The sequence below is a fragment of the Geodermatophilus sp. SYSU D00703 genome (assembly GCF_054050155.1).
The window spans coordinates 1-25830 of sequence record NZ_JBJGYU010000014.1 but is presented as its reverse complement, the minus strand read 5'-3'; the positions used below and the strand labels follow the sequence as shown (position 1 = coordinate 25830).

The following is a 25830-nucleotide window of genomic DNA, read 5'->3' as shown; positions in this document are numbered from 1 at the left end:
GGAGTGCCGCCGCGGACCGGACGCGGGCGTCTGGAACGCTGTGTCCCCGTGCGTACTCGTCGTGGAGCGGTGCTGGGGACCACGCTGACGCTGCTCGCCGTTCCGGTGCTGGCGGCCTGCTCGGGCAACGCCGAGGACGACGTCCGGGCCGCGGCCGAGGCCTTCCTCGAGGACTGGGCCGCCGGGGACACCGCCGCCGCCGCCGGCGCCACGACCGATCCCGACGCGGCCGGTGCGCTGCTCGAGCAGACCGCGGCGGACCTGCCCGACGCCGCCCTCACCCCGGAACTCGGCACGGTCACCGTCGAGGACGGCACCGCCACCGTCGACTGGACCGCCACCTGGGACCTCGCCGCCGCACCCGACTGGAGCTACCCGGCGACCCTGACCCTGCGCGAGGCCGACGAGGGCTGGGACGTCGTCGCCGAGCCCGCCCTGGTCCACCCGGAGCTGGGGGAGGGGCAGCACCTGGTCCTGCAGCGGGAGCTGCCCGAGCGGGCGGCGATCACCGACGCGGACGGCCGGCCGCTGTTCACGCCGACCGAGGTGGTCAACGTCGGCGTCGACCCGGGCCAGGTCACTGACCTGCCGGCCCTGGCCGCGGCGCTGTCCGCGGCCACCGGCATCGCCGCCGAGGAGGTCGTCGCCGACGTCCAGGCCGCGCAGCCCGGGCAGTTCGTCCCGGTGATCACCCTGCGTCGGCCGGACTTCGAGGCGATCCGCGGGGAGGTCTTCGACCTCCCGGGCGCGGTGTTCCCCCCCGAGACCCGGCTGCTGGCCCCGAGCTCGCGGTTCGCCTCCGCGCTGCTGGGACGGGTCGGCGCGGCCACCGCCGAGGTGCTGGAGGAGACCGAGCAGGACGGCGCCCCGGTGTACGCCGCGGGAGACCAGCTGGGGCTCTCCGGCCTGCAGCGCGCCTTCCAGGAGCAGCTGACCGGCACGCCGGGCTTCACCGTCTCGGCGGCCAGCACCGACGAGAGCACGGGGGACACCGGGCGGGAGCTCGACGCGGTCGACCCGGTCCCCGGCGAGCCCGTGCAGACGCCGCTGGTGCCGGCCGTCCAGACCGCCGCGGACGCCGCCGTCGCGGGCCAGTCCCTGCCCACCCACCTCGTCGTCGTCCGGCCCGGCACGGGCGAGATCCTGGCCGTCTCCTCCAACGAGGCCGCCGCCGCGGGCAACGCGCTGGCCGGCCGGTTCCCGCCGGGCTCGAGCATGAAGACGATCACCGCGACCGCGCTGCTGGGCAAGGGACTCACGCCGGAGACGCCGGTGCCCTGCCCGGGCACCTTCGGCGTCGAGGGCCGCGAGTTCGAGAACCAGGACCAGTTCGACCTGGGCACGGTGCCGTTCACCGAGGCGTTCGCGCGGTCCTGCAACACCACCTTCATGGAGCAGGCGCTGCAACTGCCCGACGACGCCCTGGCCACCGCGGCCGCCGCGTACGGGGTCGGGACCGACTGGCAGCTGCCGGTCGACGTCTTCAGCGGCAGCGTCCCGGCCGACAGCACCGGGACGACCAAGGCGGCCGACGCCATCGGTCAGGGAGAGGTGCTGATGAGCCCCGCGCAGCTGGCGCTGGTCGCCGCCGGCGTGGCCAGCGGCACCCCGGCGGCGCCCGTGGAGGTCGTGGGCGCCGAGCCGGCCGGCCCCGCCCCGGCCGGCCCCGACGCCCCGGTGCTCGACGCGCTGCGCCCGATGATGCGCGAGGTCGTGCTGTCGGGGACGGCCACCGCCCTGGGCGACCGCGGTGAGGTGTACGGCAAGACCGGCACCGCCGAGTTCGGCAGCAACACCCCGCCGGACGCGCACGGCTGGTTCATGGGCTACCAGCTGGCCGGGCCGCAGGGCGACATCGCCTTCGCCGTCCTGGTCGAGGGCGGGCAGTCCAGCAGCGCCGCCGTCGGGGTGACCGACGCCTTCCTCGGCGGACTCTGACGCCGGCAGGGGCCCAACAGGTGCTGCTGGACCAGCGGGAGCGCCCCGGTCTCCTCGTGCGCTCGGTGCTCGGCGAGGCAGTCGCGGGCGGCGGCCACCCGGTCGGCCAACCGGTCCCGGGTGGCGGCGTCCGGCACGAAGGCCAGCGCCGTGAACCCGGTGCCGCAGGCGTCGAGCAGCGGGTCGATCTGCTCGTGCTCGACCTCCATGGCCTCCAGCGTCGCGCGCGCGGCGGCGTCGCTCGCGGCGTCCACGTGCGCCAGCAGCTGCGGCCAGATGGCCGTGTCCTCGATCGTGTGGTGGTGGTGCAGCGTCGTGCCGAACCGCTCCCAGCGGGCGGCCAGCGCCCGCCAGGCGGCGCGGTCCTCCAGCGGCGTCCGCCGGACGGCGGTGGCGAAGCGGTCCAGGTCGCGGCGGAACGCGTGGTGCATGACGTACATGCCGCCGAGGTCGTGGGGGCCGTCCGCCACGGCGGCCTGGCCGGGCAGGTCCAGCTGGGTGCGGGGGCGGGCGGCGGTGGGCGTGCTCATCGCGGGGTCTCTCCTGGGAGGCGGGGCCGGGCACTCGCTCCGGCGCCGCGCCACCGTCGCGCCCGCCGCTTGCAGCCGGCTTGCAGTCCGCTGGCGAGCGGTGTCGGAGCGCTCCGCAGACCGGACGCGGTCCGTGCCGGCCCGGCCGAGGCCCCTCCGCCGCGATGAGTTCCGGCCGGGTCGCGGGTCCCTCCTGGTGACCGTCGTCGGACGACGGACGACGCCGTCCGGCACGAGATCCCGCGGAGGACACCATGACGACCACGCCGGACCACCCGACCACCACGCCGGACCACCCGACCACCGCGCTGCACGGCCGCCCGCCCGTCGTCGACCGGGCCACCTGGCAGGCCGCCCGGGACGAGCTCCTGGTCCGCGAGAAGGCCCACACCCGCGAGGGCGACGCCCTGGCCGCGGCCCGCCGCCGGCTGCCGATGGTGGAGCTCGACGGGACCGTCGAGGTGGTCGGTCGCGACGGCCCCGTCCCGTTCCGGGACCTGTTCCAGGGCCGCGACGAGCTCGTGGTCTACCACTCCATGTGGTACGACGGCGCGCCGCACCAGGGGCAGTGCGAGGGCTGCACGTTCAACCTCTGGCACATGAGGGACGCCGTCTACCTCAACGCCCGGGGTGTCTCGTTCGCCGTCCTGACCTCGGGCCCGTGGGACGAGGTGGCCCCCTTCGTCGAGTTCATGGGGTACACCCAGCCCTGGTACTCCGTGCGGGGCGTGGAGGCGCCGATCGCCGCGGAGGAGGGGCACATCGTCTGCTACCTGCGCGACGGTGACCGCGTGTTCCTCACCTACTCCACGACCGGCCGTGGCAACGAGCCGGCCGACGGGTCCCTCGGCCTGCTCGACATGACGCCCTACGGCCGCCGCGAGGCGTGGGAGGACGACCCCGAGGGCTGGCCCGAGGCCCCCGACGTCGGGGCGCCGGTCGGGGGGCACGGCGCGCCGATCTGCTGGTACTGGCGCTCGGACGCGAACGGGAACGCCGGCTGGGGCCCGACCAGCCGGCCCGTGCCGCAGTGGACCCGGCCCGGCGCGACCCCCGTGGAGACCCTCGGCCGGCGCGGCGACGCCCACTGACGAGGTCAGGTGGCGGGGCGGTCAGTCCTCCGGCAGCCCTGGGAACGCGGAGGTCAGCTCCGCCCGGCCGGCCTGACCGCGCCAGCCGACCGCGCGCACCTCCGCGGCGCCGAGCTCGTCGGCGGCCAGCCGCCGCACCGACGACTGCACGGCCTGGTCGAGCACGCGCACCCAGGCCGCGGCGACGCCGTCCTCGAGGACGACGGCGAGCGCCGCGGCGTCGACCGCGGAGAGGACCGGGAACGGCAGCGCGTAGCCCGCCTCCGCGGGGACGGGCTCGTCGCCGCGCTCCTCCAGCAGGGCGGCGAGCCGGTCGCGGACGTCGCGGTGGGCGTTCTCCGAGTCGGTGGCCCGGCTCCGCGACTGCGGGGCCAGGCCCGCACCGACGGTGCCGTAGCCCCAGACGGCGGCGTGCTCCGCGGCCAGCGCCTCGCGCAGCGCGGTCGTCTCGGTGCCCTCGTCGAGGACGCCGTCGTCAGCCATGTGCGGTCCCTCTCGGGTGGACGCCGGTCACGCCAGCGCCGCCTCGTGGCCCAGCAGCCCGGCGGCGATCGAGCCCAGCAGCGCTGCCGCGGCACCGCTCTGGTCGACGCTCGCGTCGGCGTGCGAGCCGGCGGCGGCCGCCACCTGGTCGCGGAGCCAGCCGCGGACGTCGGCGCCCGGCGGCGGTGCGGGGGCCGCGGCGGAGGCGGACGCCGGAGCGCGGGAGGACGACGCGGCGGCCGAGGACGTCGCCGACGGCGCCGCGGCGCGCAGCCGGTCCAGCTGCTCGGTGGCCTGCCTGGCGAGCGTGCCCAGCTCACCGGCGAGCACGGCGTCCGCGGCGGTGGCCGCGGCGTAGGCGGCGACCACGGCCTCCTGGACGGGGACCTGCGCCGCGAGCCGGTCGGCCCGCTCGGCGTCCACCGCCGGGTCGTCCGACCCGCCGGTGCACCCCGCGGCGGCCAGTGCCAGGCCCGCCGAGGCCGCCAGGAAGGCGCGCCGGGAGAGGCCCCGAGGGGCGGGGGGAGAGGACGGGGACATCGGCTCCATCCTCGCAGGGGTGCCCGGCGGGCGCGGGCAGCACCGGTGGGCGGGTCCCGTCCGGCGCCGGGTCTCCGGGTCCGCCGCCGGGCGGTAACCTGGCCCTTCGCCCGGTACCGGGCTCCGACGGCGTGCGCGCCGTCGCCCGCACGAGCCCCCTCCCGGAGGAGGGCCCGCCGCGCAGGTGCGCCGACCGAGCCAGGAGAGGGAGGGAGCCCGTGTCCGCCGCTTCTCGCACCAGCCCCGTCGCCACCCGGCTGGCCGGGCTCATCGGGCCGGTGGTCGAGGCCGCCGGGTACGACCTGGAGGAGCTGGTGGTCACCCCCGCCGGCCGGCGCAGCGTCGTCCGGGTGGTGGTCGACCGGGACGAGGGCGTCACCCTCGACGACATCGCCGAGGTGAGCCGGGCGGTGTCCACGGCCCTCGACGACCACGACGGCGAGTTCGGCAGCGCGCCGTACGTGCTGGAGGTGACCAGCCCCGGGGTGGACCGGCCGCTCACCGAGGTGCGGCACTGGCGGCGCAACACCGGCCGGCTGGTGACCGTGGGCGTGGGCCCGCAGGGGGCGGTCGAGCAGGTCACCGCCCGGGTCCTGGCGGTCGGCGACAGCGGCGTCTCGCTCGCGGTCGAGGCGAAGGGCAAGCCGGGGGCGAAGAAGCGGCCCCCGACCCAGCGGCACGTGCCGTGGCAGGAGCTGGGTACCGGACGGGTGCAGGTCGAGTTCGGCCGGCCCGATCCCGAGCCGCAGGCCGAGACGGACGCGCAGCCGGATCCCGCGGACGACGACGGAGGAGGACAGTGAACATCGACGTGACCGCCCTGAAGGCGGTCGAGCGGGAGAAGGGCATCCCGGCCGACACCGTCATCGAGGCGATCGAGACGGCGCTCGTGACGGCGTACCGGCACGCCGACGGCGCGGCCAAGCACGTGCGGGTGCACGTGGACCGCAAGAGCGGCGAGGTGGCCGTGCTGGCCCAGGAGCTGGGGCCCGACGGTGAGGTCGTCCGGGAGTGGGACGACACCCCCGGGGACTTCGGCCGGATCGCGGCCAGCACCGCCAAGCAGGTCATCGTCCAGCGGCTGCGCGACGCGGAGCACGAGCAGACCTTCGGCGAGTACGCCGGCAAGGAGGGCGACATCGTCAGCGGCATCGTGCAGGCGCACGACCGCCGCAACGTGCAGGGCACGGTCCTCATCGACATCGGCAAGGTGGAGGCCGTCCTCCCGCCCGCCGAGCAGGTGCCCGGCGAGAGCTATCCGCACGGCAGCCGCGTCAAGGCCTACGTGGTGTCGGTGGCCCGCACCTTCCGCGGCCCGCAGGTCACCGTCTCGCGCACCCACCCGAACCTGGTCCGCAAGCTGTTCGCCCTCGAGGTGCCCGAGATCGCCGACGGCAGCGTCGAGATCGTCGCGGTGGCGCGCGAGGCCGGGCACCGCTCGAAGATCGCCGTCCGCACCAAGGTGCCGGGGCTCAACGCCAAGGGCGCCTGCATCGGCCCGATGGGGCAGCGGGTCCGCAACGTGATGAGCGAGCTGCACGGCGAGAAGATCGACATCGTCGACTGGTCGGACGACCCCGCCACCTTCGTCGCCTCCGCGCTGAGCCCCGCCCGGGTGAGCAGCGCCCGCGTCGTCGACGCGCACGCCAAGGCGGTGCGCGTGGTGGTGCCCGACTTCCAGCTGTCGCTGGCCATCGGCAAGGAGGGGCAGAACGCCCGCCTGGCCGCCCGGCTGACCGGCTGCCGCATCGACATCCGCAGCGACGCCCAGCCCGAGGACGACGCCGCGCCCTCGCCGGGGGAGGGGCGTGCGCCGCTGCGCTCGGGTGCCCCGGCGGGGCGGCCTGGCGGGCGTCCCGGCGCATCGGGAGGTGGATCACGCCCCGGACGACCGGGCAACTCCCGGAGTGCGGAACACCCGGGGCCCGCCGCGCGCTAGAGTGCAGGGTGGCCGAAACGTCGATCCCGGTGCGCACCTGTGTGGGCTGCCGGAAACGCGCTCCGGCCACAGACCTGCTGCGTGTCGTCGTCTCGGACGGGGCCCTCGTCCCCGATCCGCGACGGAGGCTCCCCGGCCGGGGAGCGTCACTGCACCCCACACCGGAGTGCCTGCGCGCAGCGGAACGACGCCGGGCCTTCGTCCGGGCGCTGCGCTGCAGCACCCCGGTGGAGGCCGGTCCGCTCCGGGTCCACGTCCTCGGTGCGCCGTCCGCGGCGCTCCCGGGGAGCGGAGCCGAGGCGGGCGGGAGTACGAACGACAACCGCAACAACACAGACGGACCGGCAACCGGCCGGTCCGCAGTCGAGTCAGGACGTCGTCGGATGAGCAAGCCGTGAAGTCCCCACGATGACCATGCAGTACTGACGACGAGGTCGAGCGGGCCAGCCGCCGGCCTCACAAGAGGAGATCCGTGCCAGGCAAAGCCCGCGTACACGAACTCGCCAAGGAGTTCGGTGTCGACAGCAAGACCGTGCTCGCGAAGCTCAAGGAGCAGGGCGAGTTCGTGAAGTCCGCGTCCTCCACCGTCGAGGCCCCCGTGGCCCGGCGGCTGCGCGAGGCGTTCGTCGCCGGTTCCGGCGGCAACGGTGGCGGCTCGGCCGCCCCCGCCCCCAAGCCCGCACCCCGTCCGGGCCCGTCGGCCCCGGCCGCCGCGGCGCCGTCCGCTCCGGTCGCGCCGGCGCCGGCCCCGGCCTCTCCGGCGGCGCCGGCTGCTCCGGCCCCGCAGGCTCCCGCCGCCCCGGCCCCGGTGACCCGCGCCCCCGGTGCGCCCAGCCCGGGCCCCCGTCCGGGTGCGCCGCGTCCCGGCGCTCCCACCCCCGGCCCGCGGCCGACCGCACCCGAGGCCCCGGCGGCGAGCGCGCCGGCCCAGCAGCCGCCCGCCGCGCCCAGCGGCCCGCGGCCGGGTCCGCGTCCCGCCCCGGCCGGCGGAGCCGCTCCCGGCGCGCCGCGTCCCGGTGCGCCCCGTCCGGGTGCCCCGGGTGCCGGTGCGCGTCCGGGCCCCCGTCCGGCTCCGCGGCCGGGCAACAACCCCTTCAGCAGCGCTCCGCGCCCGGCGCCGGCCGGTGGCGGGCCGCGTCCCGGTCCCGGCGCCGGTCCGCGCCCCGGTCCCGGCGGTCCCCGCCCGGGCCCCGGTGCGGGTGGTCCACGTCCCGCGGCCGGTCCCGGCGGTCCCCGCCCGGCTCCCGGTGCCGGTGGTCCGCGTCCGGCGGCCGGTCCCGGCGGTCCGCGCCCGAACCCGGGCATGATGCCGCCGCGGCCCTCGCCCGGCATGATGCCGCCGCGGCCGGCCGGTGCCGGCCGACCGGGTGGGCCCGGTGGCGCCGGCCGTGGCCGCCCCGGCGGTGGCCCCGGTGGCGGTGGCGGCGGCTTCCGTCCCGGCGGTGGCGGCGGCGGTGCTCCCGCCGGCGGTGGTTTCCGTCCCGGCGGCGGCGGTGGTGGCGGCGGCGGTGGCCGCGGCCGCGGCCGTGGTGGCTCCGGTGCCGGTACCGCGGGTGCCTTCGGCCGTCCCGGCGGGCGCGGTCCCGTCCGCGGGCGCAAGAGCAAGAAGCAGCGGCGCCAGGAGTTCGACCAGATGGCGGCGCCCAGCATGGGCGGCGTCAGCCTGCCGCGGGGCAACGGGCAGGTCGTCCGTCTGCCGCGCGGCGCCTCGCTGACCGACCTCGCCGAGAAGATCGGCGCCCAGCCGGCCGCCCTGGTCACCGCCCTGTTCCACCTGGGCGAGATGGTCACCGCGACCCAGTCGGTCAACGACGAGACGCTGCAGCTGCTCGGCGCCGAGATCGGTTGGAACATCCAGGTCGTCAGCCCCGAGGACGAGGACCGCGAGCTCCTCGAGTCCTTCGACCTCACCTTCGGCGACGAGGGTGACGAGGAGGACTGGGAGGCCCGCCCGCCGGTCGTCACCGTGATGGGTCACGTCGACCACGGCAAGACCAAGCTGCTGGACGCCATCCGCAACACCAACGTGGTGGCCCGGGAGGCCGGCGGCATCACCCAGCACATCGGCGCCTACCAGGTCGTCACCGAGCTGGAGGGCGAGGAGCGGCCGATCACCTTCATCGACACCCCGGGTCACGAGTCGTTCACCGCGATGCGTGCCCGTGGGGCGAAGGTGACCGACATCGTCGTCCTGGTCGTGGCGGCCGACGACGGCGTCATGCCGCAGACGGTCGAGGCGCTCAACCACGCCCAGGCCGCCGACGTGCCGATCGTCGTCGCGGTCAACAAGATCGACAAGGAGGGGGCCAACCCCAGCAAGATCCGCCAGCAGCTCACCGAGTACGGGCTGGTGGCCGAGGAGTACGGCGGCGACACGATGTTCGTCGACGTCTCCGCGACCACCCGTCAGGGCATCGACGACCTGCTCGCGGCGATCCTGCTGACCGCCGACGCCTCGCTGGACCTGCGCGCCAACACCGAGCAGGACCCGCAGGGTGTGGTCATCGAGGGCAAGCTGGACAAGGGCCGTGGCCCCGTCGCCACGGTGCTGGTCCAGCGCGGCACGCTCAGGACCGGCGACTCGATCGTGGCCGGCGACGCCTACGGGCGGGTCCGGTCGCTGCTCGACGAGTACGGCAACAAGCTCAAGGAGGCGCTGCCGGCCCGCCCCGTGCAGGTCGTCGGCCTCACCTCCGTGCCGCGTGCCGGTGACACCTTCCTCGTCGTCGAGGAGGACCGGGTGGCCCGGCAGATCGCCGACCGCCGCCAGGCCCGTATCCGCAACGCGCAGAACGCGCAGATGCGCAAGCGGATCAGCCTGGAGGACCTCGACGCGGCGCTCAAGGAGAACCGCCAGCTCAACCTGATCATCAAGGGCGACAACTCGGGCACCGTGGAGGCGCTCGAGGAGGCCCTGATGAAGATCGAGGTGAGCGACGACGTCTCGCTGCGGGTCATCCACCGCGGCGTCGGGGCGATCACCAAGAGCGACATCGACCTGGCGCTGGCCGACGACGTCATCGTCCTGGGCTTCAACGTCCGGGCCGAGGGCCAGGCCACCGAGCTCGCCAACCGCGAGGGCATCGACGTCCGGTACTACTCGGTCATCTACCAGGCGATCGAGGAGATCGAGGCGGCCCTCAAGGGCATGCTCAAGCCCGAGTACGAGGAGGTCCAGCTCGGCACGGCGGAGGTCCGCGAGGTCTTCCGGGTGCCGCGGATCGGCAACGTCGCGGGCTCCATCGTCCGCAGCGGCACGATCAACCGGAACTCGAAGGCCCGGCTGATCCGCGACGGCGTGGTCATCGCCGACAACCTCACCGTCGAGTCGCTGCGCCGGTTCAAGGACGACGTGACCGAGGTCCGCGAGGGCTTCGAGTGCGGTATCGGCCTCGGCGCGTTCAACGACATCAAGGTCGAGGACGTCATCGAGACCTTCGAGATGCGCGAGAAGCCGCGCGAGTAGGCGGATCCCACTCCGCGGGCCCGGGCACCCCGTCCGGGCCCGCGGAGCGGTCCGCCGCCCCCGCAGCAGGACGGAGGTCCCCTCCCGGGTCCCACGGCGAGCGTGCGAGGAGTGGGTGGAAGGGAGTCCTCCAACGGTGTTCACCGGGTCGCTGAACGCCGACCTGCTGCTGGGCGACGTCCACTCGCTCAAGGGCAAGCGCGCCGTCGTCCGGCCGATCGTGGCCGAGCTGCGGCGGCGCTTCGCCGTGGCCGCCGCCGAGGTGGGCGACCAGGACCTGCACCGCCGCGTGCAGGTGGGCGTGGCCACGGTGGCGGCCGACGCCGGCCAGGTGACCGACGTGCTCGACGCCTGCGAGCGGTTGCTGGCCGAGCGGCCGGAGGTGACGCTGCTCTCGACGCACCGACAGCTGTTCTCCGACTCGGACGACTGAGAGAGGACCCTCTGCCCCCGCCGCTCGCAGGCTCGCGGCGGGGCCCTGCAGGGGGCCACCGGGGCCTGTGTCCCGTACGACCCGCGCCCGGCAACCAGGGGCGCCCTGCACCAGGAGGTCCGATGGCCGATCCGGCCCGCGCCCGCAAGCTCGCGGTGCGCATCCGACAGATCGTCTCCGCCGCGATCGAGACGCAGATCAAGGACCCCCGGTTGGGCATGGTCACCATCACCGACGCCCGGGTGACCAGCGACCTGCGCGAGGCGACGGTCTTCTACACGGTGTACGGCGACCCGACCCAGGTCGAGGACTCCGCGAAGGCGCTGACCTCGGCGACCGGCGTGCTGCGGTCCACGGTCGGGAAGCAGACCGGCATCAAGTTCGTGCCGACGTTGACCTTCGTCGCCGACCACGTCCCGGACACCGCCCGGGAGCTCGACGCGGCGCTGGAGCGGGTCCGGCACGCCGACGCCGAGCTCGCCCGGATGCGGGAGGGCGCCGCCTACGCCGGGGACGCCGACCCCTACCGCCGGCCCGCGGAGGACGACGAGGACGAGGACACGGTCGAGCCCGGGACTGCCGATGACGGTGCCGAGGCCCCGACCCGGACGAGGAGCTCGCTGTGAGTGAGAACGACCCCGACCCGCACCTGCCCGACGAGGGACAGGGCCGCTCCGTGCTGGGCGGCCGCCCCGAGCCGGACGCCGGCGACCCCACGCAGGGCGGCAAGCGCGGCGAGATCGGCGAGGCGCCGAGCATCGCCGCCGACCAGCCGGACGACGGGACGCAGTTCCCGGTCGGTGGCGGCGACGTCTCCGAGGAGGAGAACGCCCCGCCGGTGGCCGATCCCGGCCCGGACGCATGACGGTCTCCCTCCCCAGGGGTACCGGCCTGACCGGCCGCGCGGCCGCCGTCCTGGCCGAGGCCGCCGACGCCCGGGCCACCGTGGTGGTCTCCGGCCACGTGCAGCCCGACGCCGACGCGCTCGGGAGCACGCTGGCCCTCGCCGACGGGCTGCGCCGCCGCGGGGCGCGGGTGCTGGCCACCTTCCCGCACCCGTTCGTCCTACCGGCGTCGCTGGCCTGGCTGCCCGGCGCCGAGGGGCTCGTGCCCTCGGACGCCGTCCCCGCCTCACCGGACGTGTTCGTCAGCCTCGACGCCGCCTCCCCGGGCCGGCTGGGAGAGCTGGCCCCGCTGCTGGAACGGGCCTCGACCTCCGTGGTGGTCGACCACCACGCGAGCAACCCCGGCTTCGGCGACGTGCAGGTGGTCGACCCCGCGGCGCCGGCCACCGTGGTCCTGGTCGCCGACCTGCTCGACGGCCTGGGCGTCGCCCTCGACGAGCGCCTGGCCACCTGCCTCTACGCCGGGCTGGCCGCCGACACCGGTTCCTTCCGCTTCGGCAACACCCGCCCCGACACCCACGACCTCGCCGCCCGGCTGCTCGCGACCGGCATCGACCACGCGTCGATCAGCCAGCGGCTGTTCGACACCGCGCCGTTCGGCTGGCTCGGCCTGCTCTCGGTGGTCACCGGCCGGGCGGTGCTCGAGCCCGAGGTCGGCGCCGGTCTCGTGTGGACCTGGTCGAGCACCGCCGAGGCCGCCGAGCACGGCCTGCCGGGGGAGCAGCTGGAGGCGCTGGTGGACGTCGTCCGCTCCACCGAGGAGGCCGACGTGGCCTGCGTGCTCAAGGGGCAGGACGACGGCTCGTGGTCGGTGTCGCTGCGCTCGCGCGGTGCCACGGACGTCGCCCGCGTGGCGATGGCGCTCGGCGGCGGTGGGCACCGTGCCGCGGCGGGCTTCACCTCGTACGAGGACCGTGAGACGACCGTCACCCGCATCCGCACCCAGCTCGCACCATGACATCGCGGTCCTGCGGACCGCACCGCGGCCACGAGGCGTCCCCCGGCGCCGCTGAGCCGGACCTGGCTACCGCGTCGGGGAGCCCCCGGCCCCCGCGCCACGGCGACCGCGCTCCTGCGAGGGCTCCCGGTGTCCTGGCGCTGGCGGCGCCGGCGCTCGTCGTGCTGGCCGCCGAGCCGCTGTACCTGCTCGTCGACACCGCGGTCGTGGGCAACCTCGGCACGGTGGCGCTGGGCGGGCTGGCCGTCGGCGGGGGCCTGCTGGCCTGGGCCGCCGCGCTGCTGAACTTCCTCGCCTACGGCACCACCGCCCGGGCTGCCCGGCGGGCCGGTGCGGGGGACCGGGACGGCGCGGTCGGCGAGGGCGTGCAGGCGACCTGGCTGGCGCTGGCCCTCGGCCTGGCGGTGCTGGCGCTCTTCCAGCTGCTGGCCGGCCCGCTGACCCGCGCCCTGGCCGGCGGCGCGGGCCCGGTCGCCGCCGCGGGGGAGACCTGGCTGCGCATCGCCTCCCTCGGCGCGCCGCTGCTGCTGGTGTCGCTCGCCGGCAACGGCTGGCTGCGCGGCGTGCAGGAGCTGCGGCGGCCGATGTACTACGTGCTCGCCGGGAGCTCGCTGAGCCTGGTGCTCTGCCCGCTGCTGGTGCACCCGGCCGGACTCGGGCTCGCCGGGTCCGCCGTCGCCAACGTGACCGGGCAGGCGCTGTCGGCCGCGCTGTTCGTCCGGGCGCTGCTGCGCGAGGCGGTGCCGTGGCGACCCCGCCCGCGGGCCATCCGGGCCCAGATGGTCATCGGCCGCGACCTGCTGCTGCGCGCCGCGGTCCTGCAGATCGCCTTCCTCGTCGCCACCGGGGTCGTCGCCCGGGCCGGCACCGCGGAGCTGGCCGCGCACCAGATCGCCATCCAGCTGTTCTTCTTCCTCGCCCTCGTGCTGGACGCCTACGCCATCGCCGCCCAGACCCTCGTCGGCCAGGCCCTCGGTGCCGGCCGCCCCGACGACGCCCGCGCCACCGCCCGCCGCGTCACGCTGTGGGGCCTGGGCACCGGCGTCGTCGTCGGGGTCCTCCTGGCGACGCTGCGCCCGGTCGCCCTGCCCCTGTTCACCGACGACCCCGCGGTGGAGGAGCAGGCCACCGTCGCCTGGCTGCTCCTCGCCGCCCTGCAGCCGCTGGCCGGCGTCGTCTTCGCGCTCGACGGCGTGCTCATGGGCTCCGGGGACGTCGGCTACCTGCGCACGGTCACCATCGGGTCGGCTCTCGTCGGCTTCCTCCCGCTGTCCCTGCTCGCCCTCCCGCTCGGCTGGGGGCTGGCCGGCGTGTGGACCGGCCTCACCCTGTTCATCGCCCTGCGCCTGGTCGCGGTCCTGGTGCGGGTGGCGGGGAACCGGTGGCTGGAGGCACCTGAGACGGTGGCGGCGTGAGCTACAGCGACGACGACGCGCGAGCGAGCACCGCAGGGAGCGCCAGCGACCGAGGAGCGGAGCGAGTGCGGAGTGGAGCGAAGCAGGGCCGCCGCCGTTCCGACGCCGACGTCCTGCCCGCTCTGCTGCTGGTCGACAAGCCGGGCGGGATGACCTCGCACGACGTCGTCGCGCGGGCCCGCCGGGCGCTGTCGGTCCGCCGGGTGGGGCACGCGGGCACCCTCGACCCCATGGCGACCGGGCTGCTCGTCCTGGGGGTCGGCTCGGCCACCCGCCTGCTCGGGTACGTCGGCGGGCACGACAAGACCTACGAGGCGACGATGCGCTTCGGGAAGACCACGGTGACCGACGACCGCGAGGGCGCGGTGCTCACCACGACGTCGGCCGCGCACCTGGACGACGCCGCGGTCCGGGCCGCCCTGGCGGCGCAGACCGGGCCGCTGCGGCAGGTGCCCTCCTCGGTGAGCGCGGTCAAGGTCGCCGGGCGCCGCTCCTACGACCGCGTGCGCGCCGGCGAGGAGGTCGTGCTCGAGCCGCGGGCGGTCACCGTGCACCGGCTCGACGTCCACCGGGTAGTCCGGCCCACGCCCGACCTGGTCGACGCCGAGGTGACCGTCGCGTGCACCGCCGGCACGTACGTCCGGGCGATCGCCCGCGACGCCGGGGTCGCCCTCGGCGTCGGTGGTCACCTCACCGCGCTGCGCCGCACCGCCTCCGGGCCGTTCGACGTCGCGCAGGCGGCGCCGGTGGAGGACGCCGCCGCCGCGCTGGTTGCCGGCGGCGGCCCGGGTGTGCTGGCCCTCACAGAGGCCGCCCGCACGGTCTTCCCGGAGCGGCTCCTCACCCCCGAGGAGGCGCGGGCGCTGTCCTTCGGGCAGCGGATCGCCGCGACCGGCCTGGCCGGCCTGCACGCCGCGGTGGACGGCGAGGGTCGGCTGGTCGCCCTGGTCGAGGACGCCGGCCCGACCGCGCGCGTCGCCGTGGGCTTCCCACCGGGCTGACTCAGGCGCGGGTCCGCACCGGCGCCCGGGCCAGCAGCACCACGCCGGCGAGGGTGAGCGCCCGGCCCACGGCGAGCACGGGCGCCCATCCCGGCCGCACCCGGTCGCCCAGCAGCACCAGGCCGACCAGCCCGGGCACGGGCACCTCGGTGACGGCGAGGACGCCGACGACCGTGTCCACCCGGCCGCGCCGCATCGCCCGCGCCAGCAGTACCGTCCCCGTGGCGCCCAGCACGAGGACGGCGTAGGCCAGGGGCTCGCCGAGCAGGTCGCGCAGCGACCTCCACACCGACGAGGCGACGTGCAGCGCCCGCACGCAGAGGGACAGCGCGCCGAAGGCGAGCCCCGCCAGCACCGTCATCAGCAGCGGCCGGCCGCCGCGCAGCACGACCGGCAGCGCCACCAGCAGGACCGCCGTCGCCGTCAGCAGCACGGGCACGGCCGCAGCCGGTAGGCGGTCGGCCCGCCCCGGCGCGGCGCTGCCGGCGACCAGCACCAGGCCGGTGAGCACGGCGGCCACCGCGGCCCGCTCTCGCCGGCCCAGCCGGCGCGGGTCCCCGCCGTGGGCGGCGACGGGGGTCACCGCGACCGTGCCGGCGAGCACCGACTGCACGGCGAAGACCGGCAGCGCCCGCAGGGCCACGACCGACAGCAGCCGGCCCAGGCCGTCGCAGGCCAGCCCGGCGAGGTAGCGCGGCTGCCGCCACACCGGCGAGCCGGTCCGCGCCCGCTGAGCGCCCGCGGCCTCCAGCAGCGAGGTTCCGCTGTTGGCCAGCATCGCCGTGACGGCGGCGAGCAGCGCCAGCGCGGTCATCGCCCCTCCCGGTGTGGCAGCCTCGGCCCCATGGCCGGCGCCATCCCACCGCATGCGGACCTCGACGGGCGGCTCGACCTCCTCGACGCCCTGCTCCGACCGCTGCCCGGCGTCGTCGTGGCCTTCTCCGGCGGGGTCGACTCCGGAACGCTGCTGGCCGCCGCCGTGCGCGCGCTCGGCCCCGGCCGGGTGGTCGCCGCGACCGCCGTCTCGCCGAGCCTGCCCACCGCCGAGCGCGAGGGGGCGCTGGCGTTCGCGGCGTCCCTCGGCGTGCGGCACGAGCTGCCCCGCACCGACGAGCTCTCGCGCGAGGGCTACCGCGCCAACGGGGGCGACCGCTGCGCCTTCTGCAAGACCGAGCTGGTCGACGTCCTCGTGCCGCTGGCCGCCCGGCTCGGCGTCGTCGACGTGGTCACCGGCACCAACGCCGACGACCTGCGGGCCGGCTTCCGTCCCGGCATCCGCGCGGCCGCCCAGCGCGGCGCCTGGGCGCCCCTGGCCCGCGCCGGCCTGACCAAGGACGACGTCCGCGCGGCGGCCCGCCGCTGGGGCCTGCCCCTGGCCGACAAGCCGGCGGCGGCCTGCCTGGCCAGCCGGATCGCGTACGGCGTCCCGGTGTCGGCGGAGCGGCTGGCCCGCGTGGAGTCGGCCGAGGCGTCGCTGCGGGCCGGGCTGGCCGCCGCCGGGCTGACCGTGCGTGACCTGCGGGTGCGCGACATGGGGGACGACGTCGCGCGGGTGGAGGTCGACGGCGCCGCCGTCCCCTCGCTGACCGCCCGGCCGGACGTGCTCGCCGCGGTGACCGGCTTCGCCCGGGTGGAGGTCGACCCCCGCGGGTTCCGGTCCGGGTCGATGAACGAGCTGCTGCCCGACCCCGTCCGCTACCGCTGAGCCGAGCGGACGATCCGCGCGGCGGCCACCCCCGCGCCGAAGCCGTTGTCGATGTTGACCACCAGCACGCCCGGCGCGCAGGCGGTGAGCATCGTCAGCAGGGCGGCCAGCCCCTCGAAGGCCGCCCCGTAGCCGACCGACGTCGGCACCGCGACCACCAGCCGATCGGTCAGCCCCGCGACGACGCTCGGCAGCGCGCCGTCCATCCCGGCGACGACGACCACCGCGTCGGCCGCGGCGACGTCCGGCGCCACCGCCAGCACGCGGTGCACGCCGGCCACGCCGACGTCGTCGACCCGGCGGCAGCCCACTCCGCAGGCGGCCAGGGTCGCGGCCACCTCGGCGGCCACCGGCCCGTCCGACGTGCCCGCGGTGAGGACGAGGACCTGCCCGACCGGCGCCGGCGGCTCCCCGACGACGACGGTGCGCGAGCCGGGGTCGACCGTGGCGTCCGGCCACCGCTCGCGCACCGCGGCCGCGGTGGCGTCGTCCACCCGCGTGGCGAACGCCATCGGCGCGCCGCCGTCGCGCAGCGCCGCCAGGCAGGCCACCGTCTGCTCCGGCGTCTTGCCGGCGGCGTAGACGACCTCGGGGGTGCCGGTCCGGGCGGCCCGGTCGAGGTCGAGCCGGGCGAAGCCGAGGTCGGCGGTGCGCTGCTGGTCCACGCGGCCAGCATGGGGGATTGGCCGTCGGCCGCGCCGGGAAGGGGGAGCGCATGAGCGTCGTGAAGATCAACGCCATCAGCGTGCCGAAGGACAAGCAGGAGCGCTTCGAGGAGCGGTTCCGCGGCCGGGCCGGAGCGGTGGAGGACACCCCCGGCTTCGAGTGGTTCGAGCTGCTGCGCCCCCAAGAGGGCACCGACCAGTACCTGGTCTACACGCGGTGGAGCAGCGAGGAGGCCTACCGGGAGTGGGAGTCCGGGCAGGACTTCGCCCGCGCGCACTCCGGTGGCGGCTCCGACCTGGCACCGGCCGCGGCCGACTCCTCCCACCTGTGGAGCTACGAGGTCATCGAGTCCGCCGGACCGAACGCAGGCCAGGCCTGAGCGGAGCGGGGCCGGGGACGGTCGTCGTCGGCCCCCGCGGCGGCGGGGCTAGGGTGAGCGGGCGGGTCCGGCTGCCGCCGGGCCCCTCTGTATCCCTGCACGCCGCAAGGTGGGAGCCATGACCGACACGCTCGCCGACAGCCGCACCTCCTCCCGGGTCTTCACCGACGGCGTGCCGGTGGTCGTGGAGGACGTGCGGCGGCGCCCGGCGGCCGAGCGCGCCGAGCTCCTGGCCGACCCCGGCTTCGGCCGGTACTTCACCGACTCGATGTTCGTCGCTCGTTGGCGTGCCCGGCAGGGCTGGTACGACGCCCGGCTCACCGCCTACGCGCCGCTGCAGATGGACCCGGCCACGGCGGCGCTGCACTACGCCCAGTCGATCTTCGAGGGGCTCAAGGCCTACGCGCAGCCCGACGGCAGCGTCGCCACGTTCCGCCCCGAGGCCAACGCCGCCCGGTTCGTCCGGGGCGCCAAGCGGCTGGCCATGCCGCCGGTGCCGGAGGAGGCCTTCCTCGCCGCCGTCGACGCGCTCGTCGACGCCGACCGCGACTGGGTGCCCACGGGGCCGGACCAGACGCTCTACCTGCGCCCGTACCAGCTGGCCACCGAGCCGTTCCTGGGCGTGCGGCCGGCGCACGAGTACATGTTCCTGGTGATCGCCAGCCCGGCCGGCGCCTACTTCCCGCGCGGCGTCCACCCGGTGTCGGTCTACCTCTCCGAGGACTACATCCGCGCCGCCCCCGGCGGCACCGGCGACGTGAAGTGCGCCGGCAACTACGCCGCCAGCCTGCTGGCCCAGGAGCAGGCGATCGACGCCGGCTGCGACCAGGTCGTGTGGCTCGACGCCGTGGAGAAGCGCTACGTCGAGGAGATGGGCGGGATGAACCTGTTCTTCGTCCTCGGCGAGGGGGACGACGCCGAGCTGGTGACCCCGGAGCTGACCGGCACCCTGCTGCCGGGCATCACCCGCGACTCGCTGATCACCGTCGCCCGGGAGATGGGCCACCGCGTCACCGAGCGGAAGTTCAGCGTCGACGAGTGGCGCTCCGGCGTGGCCGACGGCACGGTCACCGAGACCTTCGCGTGCGGCACCGCCGCCGTCATCACGCCGGTCGGCGAGGTGAAGGCGCGCACCGGGGACTTCACCGTCGGCGACGGCAAGCCCGGCCCGCTGACGATGCGGCTGCGCGAGCACCTGCTCGACATCCAGCACGGCCGGGTGGCGGACACCCACGGCTGGCTGCACCGGGTCGCCTGACCCGTGCTCCGGTGGCGGGGGCTGGAGGCCACCCCGGGTGACCTCGGCCGCACGGTGGTCACCATCGGGATGTACGACGGTGTCCACCGCGGGCACCAGCTGCTGATCGGCACCGTCGTGGCCCGCGCCCGCGCCATGGACCGGCCCTGCCTGCTGGTCACCTTCGACCCGCACCCGTCGGAGGTGGTGCGCCCCGGCTCGCACCCGGCCATCCTCACCTCGATGGACCGCAAGGCCGAGCTGGTGGCCGGTCTCGGGGTGGACGCCATGTGCGTGCTGCCGTTCACCCCGGACTTCATGCGGCTGACGCCGGAGTCGTTCACGCACACGGTCCTCGTCGAGCACCTGCACGTGGCCTCGGTGGTCGTGGGGGAGAACTTCACCTACGGCCACCGGGCGGCGGGCACCGTCACGACCCTCACCCAGGAGGGACGGCGGTTCGGCTTCACGGTGGAGGGCGTGCCGCTGGCCAACGTCACGATGTCGCCCGGCCCCGGCACCGGCGCGGACGGCGACGAGATCACCATCTCCTCCACCTACATCCGCGCCTGTGTGGCGGCGGGGGACATGGTCTCGGCGGCCCGGGCGCTGGGGCGCCCGCACCGCGTCGAGGGGGTCGTCGTCCGGGGCGACCGGCGCGGCCGCGACCTCGGCTACCCGACGGCGAACGTGGAGTCCCCGCCGTACACCGCCATCCCCGCCGACGGCGTGTACGCCGGGGCGCTGGTCATCCGGGACCCCCGCAGCGGGACGACGGTCAGCAGCTCGCCGGCGGCCATCTCGGTCGGCACCAACCCGACCTTCCAGGGCACCCGCCGCACCGTCGAGGCGTACCTGCTCGACTTCGAGGGCGACCTCTACGGGGAGCACGTCGGCGTCGAGTTCGTCCAGCGGTTGCGGCCGATGACGGCGTTCGCCGACGTGGCCGAGCTGGTGGCGGCGATGGACCGCGACGTCGCCCGGACCCGCGAGGTCCTGGGGCTCTGACACGGTCGTCCTCCGGACGACGACCGCCGCCAGGTGCCGTCCCAGGCGAGCTGAGCCCCAGACCCCCGTCCCTGCTCGGGGGAGCCTCCGGCCCCCCGCTCCCGGGGACCCTCCCGAGGCGGTGTGTAACCTTGGGGCGACGTCGGGTTCCCCGACGTGTGTGAAGGCTGCCCCCGTGACCCAGACCGGGGGCCACACGCGACCTGCCCCAGGAGGCCGTCCATGGCGCTCGACAGCGCGACGAAGAAGCAGATCATGACCGAGTACGCGACGGTCGAGAAGGACACGGGCTCGCCCGAGGTCCAGGTCGCGATGCTGACCCGCCGGATCAGCGACCTGACCGAGCACCTCAAGCAGCACAAGCACGACCACCACAGCCGGCGGGGCCTGCTCCTGCTGGTCGGCCGTCGTCGCCGGCTGCTGAACTACCTGGCCAAGACCGACATCAACCGCTACCGCTCGCTCATCGAGCGGCTCGGTCTGCGCCGCTGACCCCGGAGGGGGCCGTCCCACCGGGACGGTCCCCTCTCTCGTGGGGCACCCGCCCCACGGGTCCCCGGCCCCCTGCGCCGACCCCGCAGTTGGTCGGTCCTCGGTAGTGGCCCCCGGGCATGGCTCCCTCTCCGGAGGGGAACGTCTCCCGCGGGCTTCGATCGAAGACCGGTCACCCGGGCGCAGTTCGGCGCAGGGCGCCACAAGAGGACGTCGCCGCATGCGACGTAGGAAGAGGACGCAGTGTCCGCACCCACCACCCAGAGCAGCACCGCTGCCGAGTTCGACCCCGAGGACGGCGTCACCACCGCCACCGCGGTCATCGACAACGGCACCTACGGCACCCGCAGCATCACCTTCGAGACCGGCCGCCTGGCCAAGCAGGCCGCCGGTTCGGTCGTCGTCAGCATGGGCGACACGATGCTGCTGTCGGCCACCACGGCCAGCCGCCAGCCCAAGGAGCACTTCGACTTCTTCCCGCTGACGGTGGACGTCGAGGAGCGCATGTACGCGGCCGGGCGCATCCCCGGCTCGTTCTTCCGCCGGGAGGGCCGTCCCTCCGAGGACGCGATCCTCACCTGCCGGCTGATCGACCGCCCGCTGCGCCCGACCTTCGCCAAGGGCCTGCGCAACGAGGTCCAGGTCGTCATCACGGTCCTGTCGCTGGACCCCGACCACCTCTACGACGTGCTGGCGATCAACGGCGCCTCGGCCTCCACCCAGCTGTCGGGCCTGCCGTTCTCCGGCCCGGTCGGGGGCACCCGCGTGGCCCTGATCAACGGCCAGTGGGTCGCCTTCCCGACCCACGCCCAGCTCGAGGAGGCCGTGTTCGACATGGTCGTGGCCGGCCGGGTGCTCCCGGACGGCGACGTCGCGATCATGATGGTCGAGGCCGAGGCGACCGAGCAGACCATCCAGCTCGTCGCTGGCGGCGCCACCGCCCCGACCGAGGAGGTCGTCGCCCAGGGTCTCGAGGCGGCCAAGCCGTTCATCAAGGCGCTGTGCGAGGCGCAGAGCGCGCTGGCCGAGAAGGCCGCCAAGCCGGTCGCCGAGTTCCCGCGGTTCCTCGACTACCAGGACGACGTCTACGCCGCCGTCGAGTCCGCCGCGCTGGGCCGGCTCACCGAGGTCCAGGCGATCCCGGGCAAGCAGGAGCGCAACGACGCCACCGACGCGCTCAAGGACGAGACGGTCGCCGCCCTCTCCGGCCAGTTCGAGGGCCGCGAGAAGGAGATCTCGGCCGCCTTCCGCGCCGTCACCAAGAAGGTCGTCCGCCAGCGCATCCTGCGCGACAAGGTCCGCATCGACGGCCGCGGCGTCACCGACATCCGGCCGCTGTCGGCCGAGGTCGAGGTCGTGCCCCGCGTGCACGGCTCGGCGCTGTTCGAGCGCGGCGAGACCCAGATCCTGGGCATCACCACGCTCAACATGCTGCGCATGGAGCAGCAGCTGGACACGCTCTCGCCCGAGACGCGCAAGCGGTACATGCACAACTACAACTTCCCGCCGTACTCCACCGGCGAGACCGGCCGCGTGGGCTCGCCGAAGCGCCGGGAGATCGGCCACGGCGCGCTCGCCGAGCGGGCGCTGCTGCCGGTGCTGCCGAACCGCGAGGAGTTCCCCTACGCCATCCGGCAGGTGTCGGAGGCGCTGGGCTCCAACGGCTCGACGTCCATGGGCTCGGTGTGCGCCTCGACCCTGGCGCTGCTCAACGCCGGTGTGCCGCTGAAGGCGCCGGTCGCCGGCATCGCCATGGGTCTGGTCTCCGACGAGGTGGACGGCAAGACCGAGTACGTCGCGCTGACCGACATCCTCGGCGCCGAGGACGCGTTCGGTGACATGGACTTCAAGGTCGCCGGCACGCGGGACTTCGTCACCGCGCTGCAGCTGGACACCAAGCTCGACGGCATCCCGTCCGACGTGCTGGCCCAGGCGCTGACCCAGGCCCGCGCCGCCCGGCTGCACATCCTCGACGTCATGAACGAGGCCATCGACGGCCCCGACGAGATGAGCCCGCACGCCCCGCGGGTGACCACGGTGCGCATCCCGGTCGACAAGATCGGCGCGGTCATCGGCCCCAAGGGTCAGATGATCAACGCGATCCAGGACGAGACCGGCGCCGACATCACCATCGAGGACGACGGCACGATCTACGTCGGCGCCTCCGACGGTCCCTCGGCCTCGGCGGCGGTGGACCGCATCAACGCCATCGCCAACCCGCAGATGCCCAAGGTCGGCGAGCGCTTCCTCGGCACGGTCGTGAAGACCACGCCGTTCGGCGCCTTCGTCTCCCTGCTCCCGGGCAAGGACGGCCTGGTCCACATCAGCAAGCTCGGTGGCGGCAAGCGGATCGGCAAGGTCGAGGACGTGGTGAACGTCGGCGACAAGCTGCAGGTCGAGATCACCGACATCGACGCCCGCGGCAAGATCAGCCTCGTGCCGGTCGCCGCCGAGAGCGCGGACTCCGGTGACACCGCTCCCGCGGACGTCGCCGAGGCCGTGACTCCCTCGGAGGCATGACCACGGACAGCGAGCAGGCTCTGACCGGGGCCGGGACGGACGCGCTGACGTCCGTCCCGGCCCCGGCCGGTGTGGGGGAGACCGTCGTCCTCGACGTCGACGAGTTCGGCGGGCGGGTGGAGCGCACCGAGCTGCCCGGCGGCCTGCGGGTCCTCACCGAGGTGATGCCAGGGGTGCTGTCGGCGACCGTCGGCATCTGGGTCGGCGTCGGGGCGCGCGACGAGACCGACGACGTCGCCGGCTCCTCGCACTTCCTCGAGCACCTGCTCTTCAAGGGGACCCGGAGCCGCACCGCGCTGGAGATCGCGACGGCGATGGACGCCGTCGGTGGTGAGATGAACGCTTTCACCGCCAAGGAGCACACCTGCTACTACGCGAACGTGCTCGCCAGCGACCTGCCGCTGGCGGTCACGCTGCTCGGCGACCTGGTGACCGACGCGCTCAACACGGCGGCAGACCTGGAGTCCGAGCGCACGGTGGTGCTCGAGGAGATCGCCATGCGCGACGACGAGCCCTCCGACGCCGTGCACGACCTGTTCGCCGAGACGCTGTTCGGGGGTACCGCCCTCGGCCGCTCGGTGCTGGGCACGGTCCAGTCGATCGAGTCCCTGACGCGGGACGACGTCGACGGCTGGTACCGGCGGCGCTACGTCGTCCCCTCCATCGTGGTCACCGCCGCGGGCCGGGTCGACCACCGGCAGGTGCTCGACCTGGTGACGGCGGCCTTCGGGCCCCGATTGTCCGGGCCCGGCCGGCCCGCGCCCCTGCGGCGCGGCGACGAGGGCGCCGGCACCCGACCCGCCCGGCCGACCGGCCTGATCCGGCGGAAGACCGAGCAGACCCACCTGTTGCTCGGCTCGGTCGGCCTCGGTCGGCTCGACGAGCGGCGCTACGCGGCGGCGGTCATGGAGACCGCCGTGGGCGGGGGGATGAGCTCGCGGCTGTTCCAGGAGATCCGCGAGAAGCGCGGGCTGGTCTACAGCGTCGGCTCGTCCCTGACCCACTACGCGGGAACGGGGTCGTTCTCCGTCTACGCCGGCTGCTCGCCCAAGCGGGTCCCGGAGGTGCTGCGCCTGGTGCGGGAGGAGCTCGCCCGGGTCGCCGCGGAGGGGCTCACGGCCGAGGAGGTCGCCCGCGGCCGGGGGCAGCTCAAGGGCGGCCTGGTCCTGGGCCTGGAGGACACCGGCTCCCGGATGAGCCGGCTGGGCAAGAGCGAGCTGTCCTACGGGGAGTACCTGCCGGTGCGGGAGGTGCTCGCCCGGCTGGACGCCGTCGACGAGGGCCAGGTGCGCGAGGTGGCGGCGGAGCTGCTGTCCCGGGAGACGTGCCTGGCGGTGGTCGGGCCCTACCGCGAGTCCGATCTCGACCGGCTCTGATGCGCCGTCCGCACCCCGCGCTCGCCGTCCACGGCGCGCTGTCGCGCGGCGCGTTCGCCGTCACCGTCCTGGTGTCGCTGGCCGTGCTCTTCGCCCCTGCGGACGACGTGCCCCTGGTGCCGCCCGGCGTCGACAAGCTCGTGCACCTGATGCTCTTCGCCGCGCTCGCGCTGACCGGGCGGTGGGCCGGTGTCCGGGCCGGCGCGCTCACGGTGGGGCTCCTGCTGTACGCCGCCGCGAGCGAGGTCGTCCAGGGGCTCTCGCCGCTCGAGCGTTCCGCGTCGGTCGCCGACTGGCTGGCCGACGCCGCCGGTGTGCTGCTGGGCGTGCTCCTGTGGGCGCGCCAGGCCCGTCGCTCCCGCCCCTGACCTGCGGGCTGCCTTGCATCCGGAGTCGGTGCCCGGAAGCCTGACCCGGTGACCACGAGCAGCCCTCCGTCCGAGCAGCAGACCTCGCCCGATCAGGAGGAGGCGGGAGTGCCCCGCCTCGCCGTCGGCGTCCTGGGTGCCCGTGGCCGCATGGGCACGGAGGTGGTCAAGGCGGTGAACGCCGCGGAAGACCTCGAGCTGGTGGCGATGGTCGACTCCGGGAGTTGGCTGTTCGACCTCGCCAACACCGGCGCCCGAGTGGCGGTCGACTTCACCCGCCCGGACGTCGTCATGGACAACATCCGGTTCTGCATCGACAACGACATCCACTGCGTCGTCGGCACGACCGGATTCGACGAGGCGCGGCTCGCCACCGTCGCCGAGTGGCTGGAGCCCAAGCCCCATCTCGGCGTCGTCATCGCGCCGAACTTCGGCATCGGCGCGGTGCTCCTCATGCGCTTCGCCCAGGAGGCCGCGCGCTTCTTCCCGTCGGTCGAGGTGGTCGAACTGCACCACCCCAACAAGGTCGACGCGCCCTCGGGTACCGCCGTCCGCACCGCCCGGCTGGTCGCCGCCGCCCGGCGCGCGGCGAGTCTGCCGCCCGCGCCGGACGCGACCACCGACTCCCTCCCCGGCGCTCGGGGAGCCGCCGTCGAGGGCGTCCCCGTGCACGCCGTGCGCCTGACGGGTCTGGTCGCGCACCAGGAGGTGCTCATGGGCGCGGCGGGGGAGACCCTGACCCTCCGCCACGACTCCTACGACCGGGCGTCGTTCATGCCGGGCGTGCTCCTGGCGGTCCGGGAGATCAGCCGGCGTCCCGGGCTCACCGTCGGGATCGAGGGGTTCCTCGGGCTCTGAGCGCCTCGGAGGCCCCCCGGTGGGACGGATGTGGCGTCACGGAGAGTGACCTGCCTCGCATTCGGGGGACGGTGGCACGCGCCTGACCTGCACATTCGCTGTCAGAGGCGTTCTGGGACAGCCTCTCGGGCACTCCGGAGCGCCACCTCGGTTTGACGCGGCCCTCCACGCCGCGTAACTTTCTCTCTGCGCCGAGCGAGACCGGGTCCGAGACCCGGGAGCCGCTGGTCAGACCCCCGGGTGTGACAGCGAGCCGTGCACGGCGTAACGTAGGAAAAGCCGCCAGGAGCGAGGGCCCGTGAGGCCGGGTTTCCTGCGCGTCCGCTCCTTGAGAACTCAACAGCGTGCCGAAAGTCAGTGCCAAGTAACAACCCCTTTGTGGGTTTCTTTGGGTTGATGGACATGGAGAGTGCCAACTCTCGGTCCTTTCGCCTGGTATCGAATTCATCTACGGAGAGTTTGATCCTGGCTCAGGACGAACGCTGGCGGCGTGCTTAACACATGCAAGTCGAACGGTGAACT

At 75.1% G+C, this 25830-nt stretch carries 26 protein-coding genes, 1 rRNA gene and 1 pseudogene; 23 read left to right on the top strand and 5 right to left on the bottom strand.

The features are described from left to right. Window positions 1-69 precede the first annotated feature (69 nt). The gene (locus ACI782_RS14745) at window positions 70-1938 is read left to right on the top strand and encodes a penicillin-binding transpeptidase domain-containing protein (RefSeq protein ID WP_456910440.1); all 1869 of its coding nucleotides are present in this window, start codon (window positions 70-72) and stop codon (window positions 1936-1938) included. On the opposite strand, the gene ACI782_RS14740 is transcribed toward ACI782_RS14745, so the two are convergent. Beyond that, complete coding sequence (locus ACI782_RS14740; protein WP_456910438.1) at window positions 1827-2468, bottom strand: hemerythrin domain-containing protein; 642 nt, start codon at window positions 2466-2468, stop codon at window positions 1827-1829. The two genes, ACI782_RS14745 and ACI782_RS14740, sit on opposite strands and share 112 nt — an antisense overlap. A 254-nt stretch (window positions 2469-2722) precedes the next feature. On the opposite strand from ACI782_RS14740, the gene ACI782_RS14735 reads away from it, so the two are divergent. Then, window positions 2723-3559 (top strand): DUF899 family protein, encoded by an 837-nt coding sequence (locus ACI782_RS14735; RefSeq protein WP_456910436.1) that lies wholly within the window; start codon window positions 2723-2725, stop codon window positions 3557-3559. A 21-nt stretch (window positions 3560-3580) separates the two neighbouring features. On the opposite strand, the gene ACI782_RS14730 is transcribed toward ACI782_RS14735, so the two are convergent. After that, entirely contained in the window at window positions 3581-4042 is a 462-nt protein-coding gene (locus ACI782_RS14730) for a ferritin-like domain-containing protein (RefSeq protein WP_456910435.1), read from the bottom strand. A 27-nt stretch (window positions 4043-4069) separates the two neighbouring features. Further along, window positions 4070-4582 carry a hypothetical protein gene (locus ACI782_RS14725; RefSeq protein ID WP_456910433.1) on the bottom strand — a complete coding sequence of 171 codons (513 nt, stop codon included), beginning with the start codon at window positions 4580-4582 and terminating at the stop codon, window positions 4070-4072. Between the two features lie 218 nt (window positions 4583-4800). Here ACI782_RS14725 and rimP point away from each other — a divergent pair, with 218 nt between their 5' ends. The 11 genes and pseudogenes from rimP (at window position 4801) to truB (ending at window position 14699) form a co-directional block, all read left to right on the top strand. Continuing rightward, window positions 4801-5385, top strand: a complete 585-nt coding sequence (gene rimP, locus ACI782_RS14720; protein ID WP_456910431.1) for a ribosome maturation factor RimP — start codon at window positions 4801-4803, stop codon at window positions 5383-5385. Beyond that, window positions 5382-6521: a transcription termination factor NusA gene (gene nusA / locus ACI782_RS14715; protein WP_456910429.1), complete on the top strand. Its 1140-nt coding sequence runs from the start codon at window positions 5382-5384 to the stop codon at window positions 6519-6521. Before rimP ends, nusA begins: the two co-directional genes overlap by 4 nt. Before the next feature lie 8 nt (window positions 6522-6529). Continuing rightward, window positions 6530-6919 carry a YlxR family protein gene (locus tag ACI782_RS14710; RefSeq protein WP_456910427.1) on the top strand — a complete coding sequence of 130 codons (390 nt, stop codon included), beginning with the start codon at window positions 6530-6532 and terminating at the stop codon, window positions 6917-6919. Between the two features lie 74 nt (window positions 6920-6993). Next, window positions 6994-7134, top strand: a pseudogene (locus ACI782_RS14705) (translation initiation factor IF-2 N-terminal domain-containing protein); the annotation flags it as partial. Between the two features lie 1020 nt (window positions 7135-8154). Next, entirely contained in the window at window positions 8155-9987 is a 1833-nt protein-coding gene (gene infB, locus ACI782_RS14700; RefSeq protein ID WP_456910606.1) for a translation initiation factor IF-2, read from the top strand. A 136-nt stretch (window positions 9988-10123) separates the two neighbouring features. Then, on the top strand, window positions 10124-10420 hold the full coding sequence (locus ACI782_RS14695) for a DUF503 domain-containing protein (protein WP_456910425.1): 297 nt from the start codon (window positions 10124-10126) through the stop codon (window positions 10418-10420). 122 nt (window positions 10421-10542) lie between these two features. Further along, complete coding sequence (gene rbfA / locus ACI782_RS14690) at window positions 10543-11046, top strand: 30S ribosome-binding factor RbfA (protein ID WP_456910423.1); 504 nt, start codon at window positions 10543-10545, stop codon at window positions 11044-11046. Next, on the top strand, window positions 11043-11285 hold the full coding sequence (locus tag ACI782_RS14685) for a hypothetical protein (protein WP_456910421.1): 243 nt from the start codon (window positions 11043-11045) through the stop codon (window positions 11283-11285). The genes rbfA and ACI782_RS14685 overlap by 4 nt, the downstream gene beginning before the upstream one ends. Beyond that, on the top strand, window positions 11282-12283 hold the full coding sequence (locus ACI782_RS14680) for a DHH family phosphoesterase (RefSeq protein ID WP_456910419.1): 1002 nt from the start codon (window positions 11282-11284) through the stop codon (window positions 12281-12283). The genes ACI782_RS14685 and ACI782_RS14680 overlap by 4 nt, the downstream gene beginning before the upstream one ends. Before the next feature lie 161 nt (window positions 12284-12444). Further along, on the top strand, window positions 12445-13698 hold the full coding sequence (locus ACI782_RS14675; protein ID WP_456910417.1) for an MATE family efflux transporter: 1254 nt from the start codon (window positions 12445-12447) through the stop codon (window positions 13696-13698). A gap of 65 nt (window positions 13699-13763) precedes the next feature. Further along, window positions 13764-14699, top strand: a complete 936-nt coding sequence (gene truB, locus ACI782_RS14670; RefSeq protein WP_456910415.1) for a tRNA pseudouridine(55) synthase TruB — start codon at window positions 13764-13766, stop codon at window positions 14697-14699. Between the two features lies 1 nt (window position 14700). Here truB and ACI782_RS14665 read toward each other — a convergent pair whose 3' ends face one another. Then, window positions 14701-15513 (bottom strand): hypothetical protein, encoded by an 813-nt coding sequence (locus tag ACI782_RS14665; RefSeq protein ID WP_456910413.1) that lies wholly within the window; start codon window positions 15511-15513, stop codon window positions 14701-14703. A 30-nt stretch (window positions 15514-15543) separates the two neighbouring features. Between ACI782_RS14665 and larE the strand changes: the two genes are divergently transcribed. After that, window positions 15544-16404 (top strand): ATP-dependent sacrificial sulfur transferase LarE, encoded by an 861-nt coding sequence (gene larE / locus ACI782_RS14660; RefSeq protein ID WP_456910411.1) that lies wholly within the window; start codon window positions 15544-15546, stop codon window positions 16402-16404. On the opposite strand, the gene larB is transcribed toward larE, so the two are convergent. Continuing rightward, a complete protein-coding gene (gene larB, locus ACI782_RS14655; protein ID WP_456910409.1) occupies window positions 16395-17069 on the bottom strand; it encodes a nickel pincer cofactor biosynthesis protein LarB in 675 nt (224 codons plus the stop codon). The genes larE and larB overlap by 10 nt on opposite strands. Window positions 17070-17119: 50 nt before the next feature. Between larB and ACI782_RS14650 the strand changes: the two genes are divergently transcribed. The 9 genes from ACI782_RS14650 to ACI782_RS14610 all read left to right on the top strand — a co-directional run. Beyond that, window positions 17120-17449, top strand: a complete 330-nt coding sequence (locus ACI782_RS14650; protein WP_456910407.1) for an antibiotic biosynthesis monooxygenase family protein — start codon at window positions 17120-17122, stop codon at window positions 17447-17449. 118 nt (window positions 17450-17567) lie between these two features. Further along, on the top strand, window positions 17568-18707 hold the full coding sequence (locus ACI782_RS14645; RefSeq protein ID WP_456910405.1) for a branched-chain amino acid aminotransferase: 1140 nt from the start codon (window positions 17568-17570) through the stop codon (window positions 18705-18707). A gap of 3 nt (window positions 18708-18710) precedes the next feature. Further along, window positions 18711-19694 (top strand): bifunctional riboflavin kinase/FAD synthetase, encoded by a 984-nt coding sequence (locus tag ACI782_RS14640; RefSeq protein WP_456910403.1) that lies wholly within the window; start codon window positions 18711-18713, stop codon window positions 19692-19694. Window positions 19695-19916: 222 nt separating this feature from the next. After that, the gene (gene rpsO, locus ACI782_RS14635) at window positions 19917-20186 is read left to right on the top strand and encodes a 30S ribosomal protein S15 (RefSeq protein ID WP_456910401.1); all 270 of its coding nucleotides are present in this window, start codon (window positions 19917-19919) and stop codon (window positions 20184-20186) included. A gap of 243 nt (window positions 20187-20429) precedes the next feature. Then, window positions 20430-22706: a polyribonucleotide nucleotidyltransferase gene (locus ACI782_RS14630; protein WP_456910400.1), complete on the top strand. Its 2277-nt coding sequence runs from the start codon at window positions 20430-20432 to the stop codon at window positions 22704-22706. After that, window positions 22703-24082 carry a M16 family metallopeptidase gene (locus ACI782_RS14625; RefSeq protein ID WP_456910398.1) on the top strand — a complete coding sequence of 460 codons (1380 nt, stop codon included), beginning with the start codon at window positions 22703-22705 and terminating at the stop codon, window positions 24080-24082. Before ACI782_RS14630 ends, ACI782_RS14625 begins: the two co-directional genes overlap by 4 nt. Further along, window positions 24082-24450: a VanZ family protein gene (locus ACI782_RS14620; protein ID WP_456910396.1), complete on the top strand. Its 369-nt coding sequence runs from the start codon at window positions 24082-24084 to the stop codon at window positions 24448-24450. The genes ACI782_RS14625 and ACI782_RS14620 overlap by 1 nt, the downstream gene beginning before the upstream one ends. Before the next feature lie 108 nt (window positions 24451-24558). Next, window positions 24559-25308, top strand: coding sequence for a 4-hydroxy-tetrahydrodipicolinate reductase (gene dapB / locus ACI782_RS14615; RefSeq protein WP_456910394.1), 750 nt, complete (start codon window positions 24559-24561; stop codon window positions 25306-25308). Between the two features lie 447 nt (window positions 25309-25755). Next, window positions 25756-25830: ribosomal RNA gene (locus tag ACI782_RS14610) — 16S ribosomal RNA — on the top strand; the annotation flags it as partial.

Excerpts from the sequence above, each read along its gene's own strand:
- rbfA (WP_456910423.1), top strand. The coding sequence starts at position 10,543 with ATGGCCGATCCGGCCCGCGCCCGCAAGCTCGCGGTGCGCATCCGACAG.
- ACI782_RS14645 (WP_456910405.1), top strand. The coding sequence starts at position 17,568 with ATGACCGACACGCTCGCCGACAGCCGCACCTCCTCCCGGGTCTTCACC.
- ACI782_RS14740 (WP_456910438.1), bottom strand. The coding sequence starts at position 2,468 with ATGAGCACGCCCACCGCCGCCCGCCCCCGCACCCAGCTGGACCTGCCC.
- ACI782_RS14665 (WP_456910413.1), bottom strand. The coding sequence starts at position 15,513 with ATGACCGCGCTGGCGCTGCTCGCCGCCGTCACGGCGATGCTGGCCAAC.
- ACI782_RS14725 (WP_456910433.1), bottom strand. The coding sequence starts at position 4,582 with ATGTCCCCGTCCTCTCCCCCCGCCCCTCGGGGCCTCTCCCGGCGCGCC.
- ACI782_RS14625 (WP_456910398.1), top strand. The coding sequence starts at position 22,703 with ATGACCACGGACAGCGAGCAGGCTCTGACCGGGGCCGGGACGGACGCG.
- larE (WP_456910411.1), top strand. The coding sequence starts at position 15,544 with ATGGCCGGCGCCATCCCACCGCATGCGGACCTCGACGGGCGGCTCGAC.
- rpsO (WP_456910401.1), top strand. The coding sequence starts at position 19,917 with ATGGCGCTCGACAGCGCGACGAAGAAGCAGATCATGACCGAGTACGCG.
- ACI782_RS14620 (WP_456910396.1), top strand. The coding sequence starts at position 24,082 with ATGCGCCGTCCGCACCCCGCGCTCGCCGTCCACGGCGCGCTGTCGCGC.
- ACI782_RS14650 (WP_456910407.1), top strand. The coding sequence starts at position 17,120 with ATGAGCGTCGTGAAGATCAACGCCATCAGCGTGCCGAAGGACAAGCAG.
- infB (WP_456910606.1), top strand. The coding sequence starts at position 8,155 with ATGGCGGCGCCCAGCATGGGCGGCGTCAGCCTGCCGCGGGGCAACGGG.
- ACI782_RS14735 (WP_456910436.1), top strand. The coding sequence starts at position 2,723 with ATGACGACCACGCCGGACCACCCGACCACCACGCCGGACCACCCGACC.
- ACI782_RS14680 (WP_456910419.1), top strand. The coding sequence starts at position 11,282 with ATGACGGTCTCCCTCCCCAGGGGTACCGGCCTGACCGGCCGCGCGGCC.
- ACI782_RS14730 (WP_456910435.1), bottom strand. The coding sequence starts at position 4,042 with ATGGCTGACGACGGCGTCCTCGACGAGGGCACCGAGACGACCGCGCTG.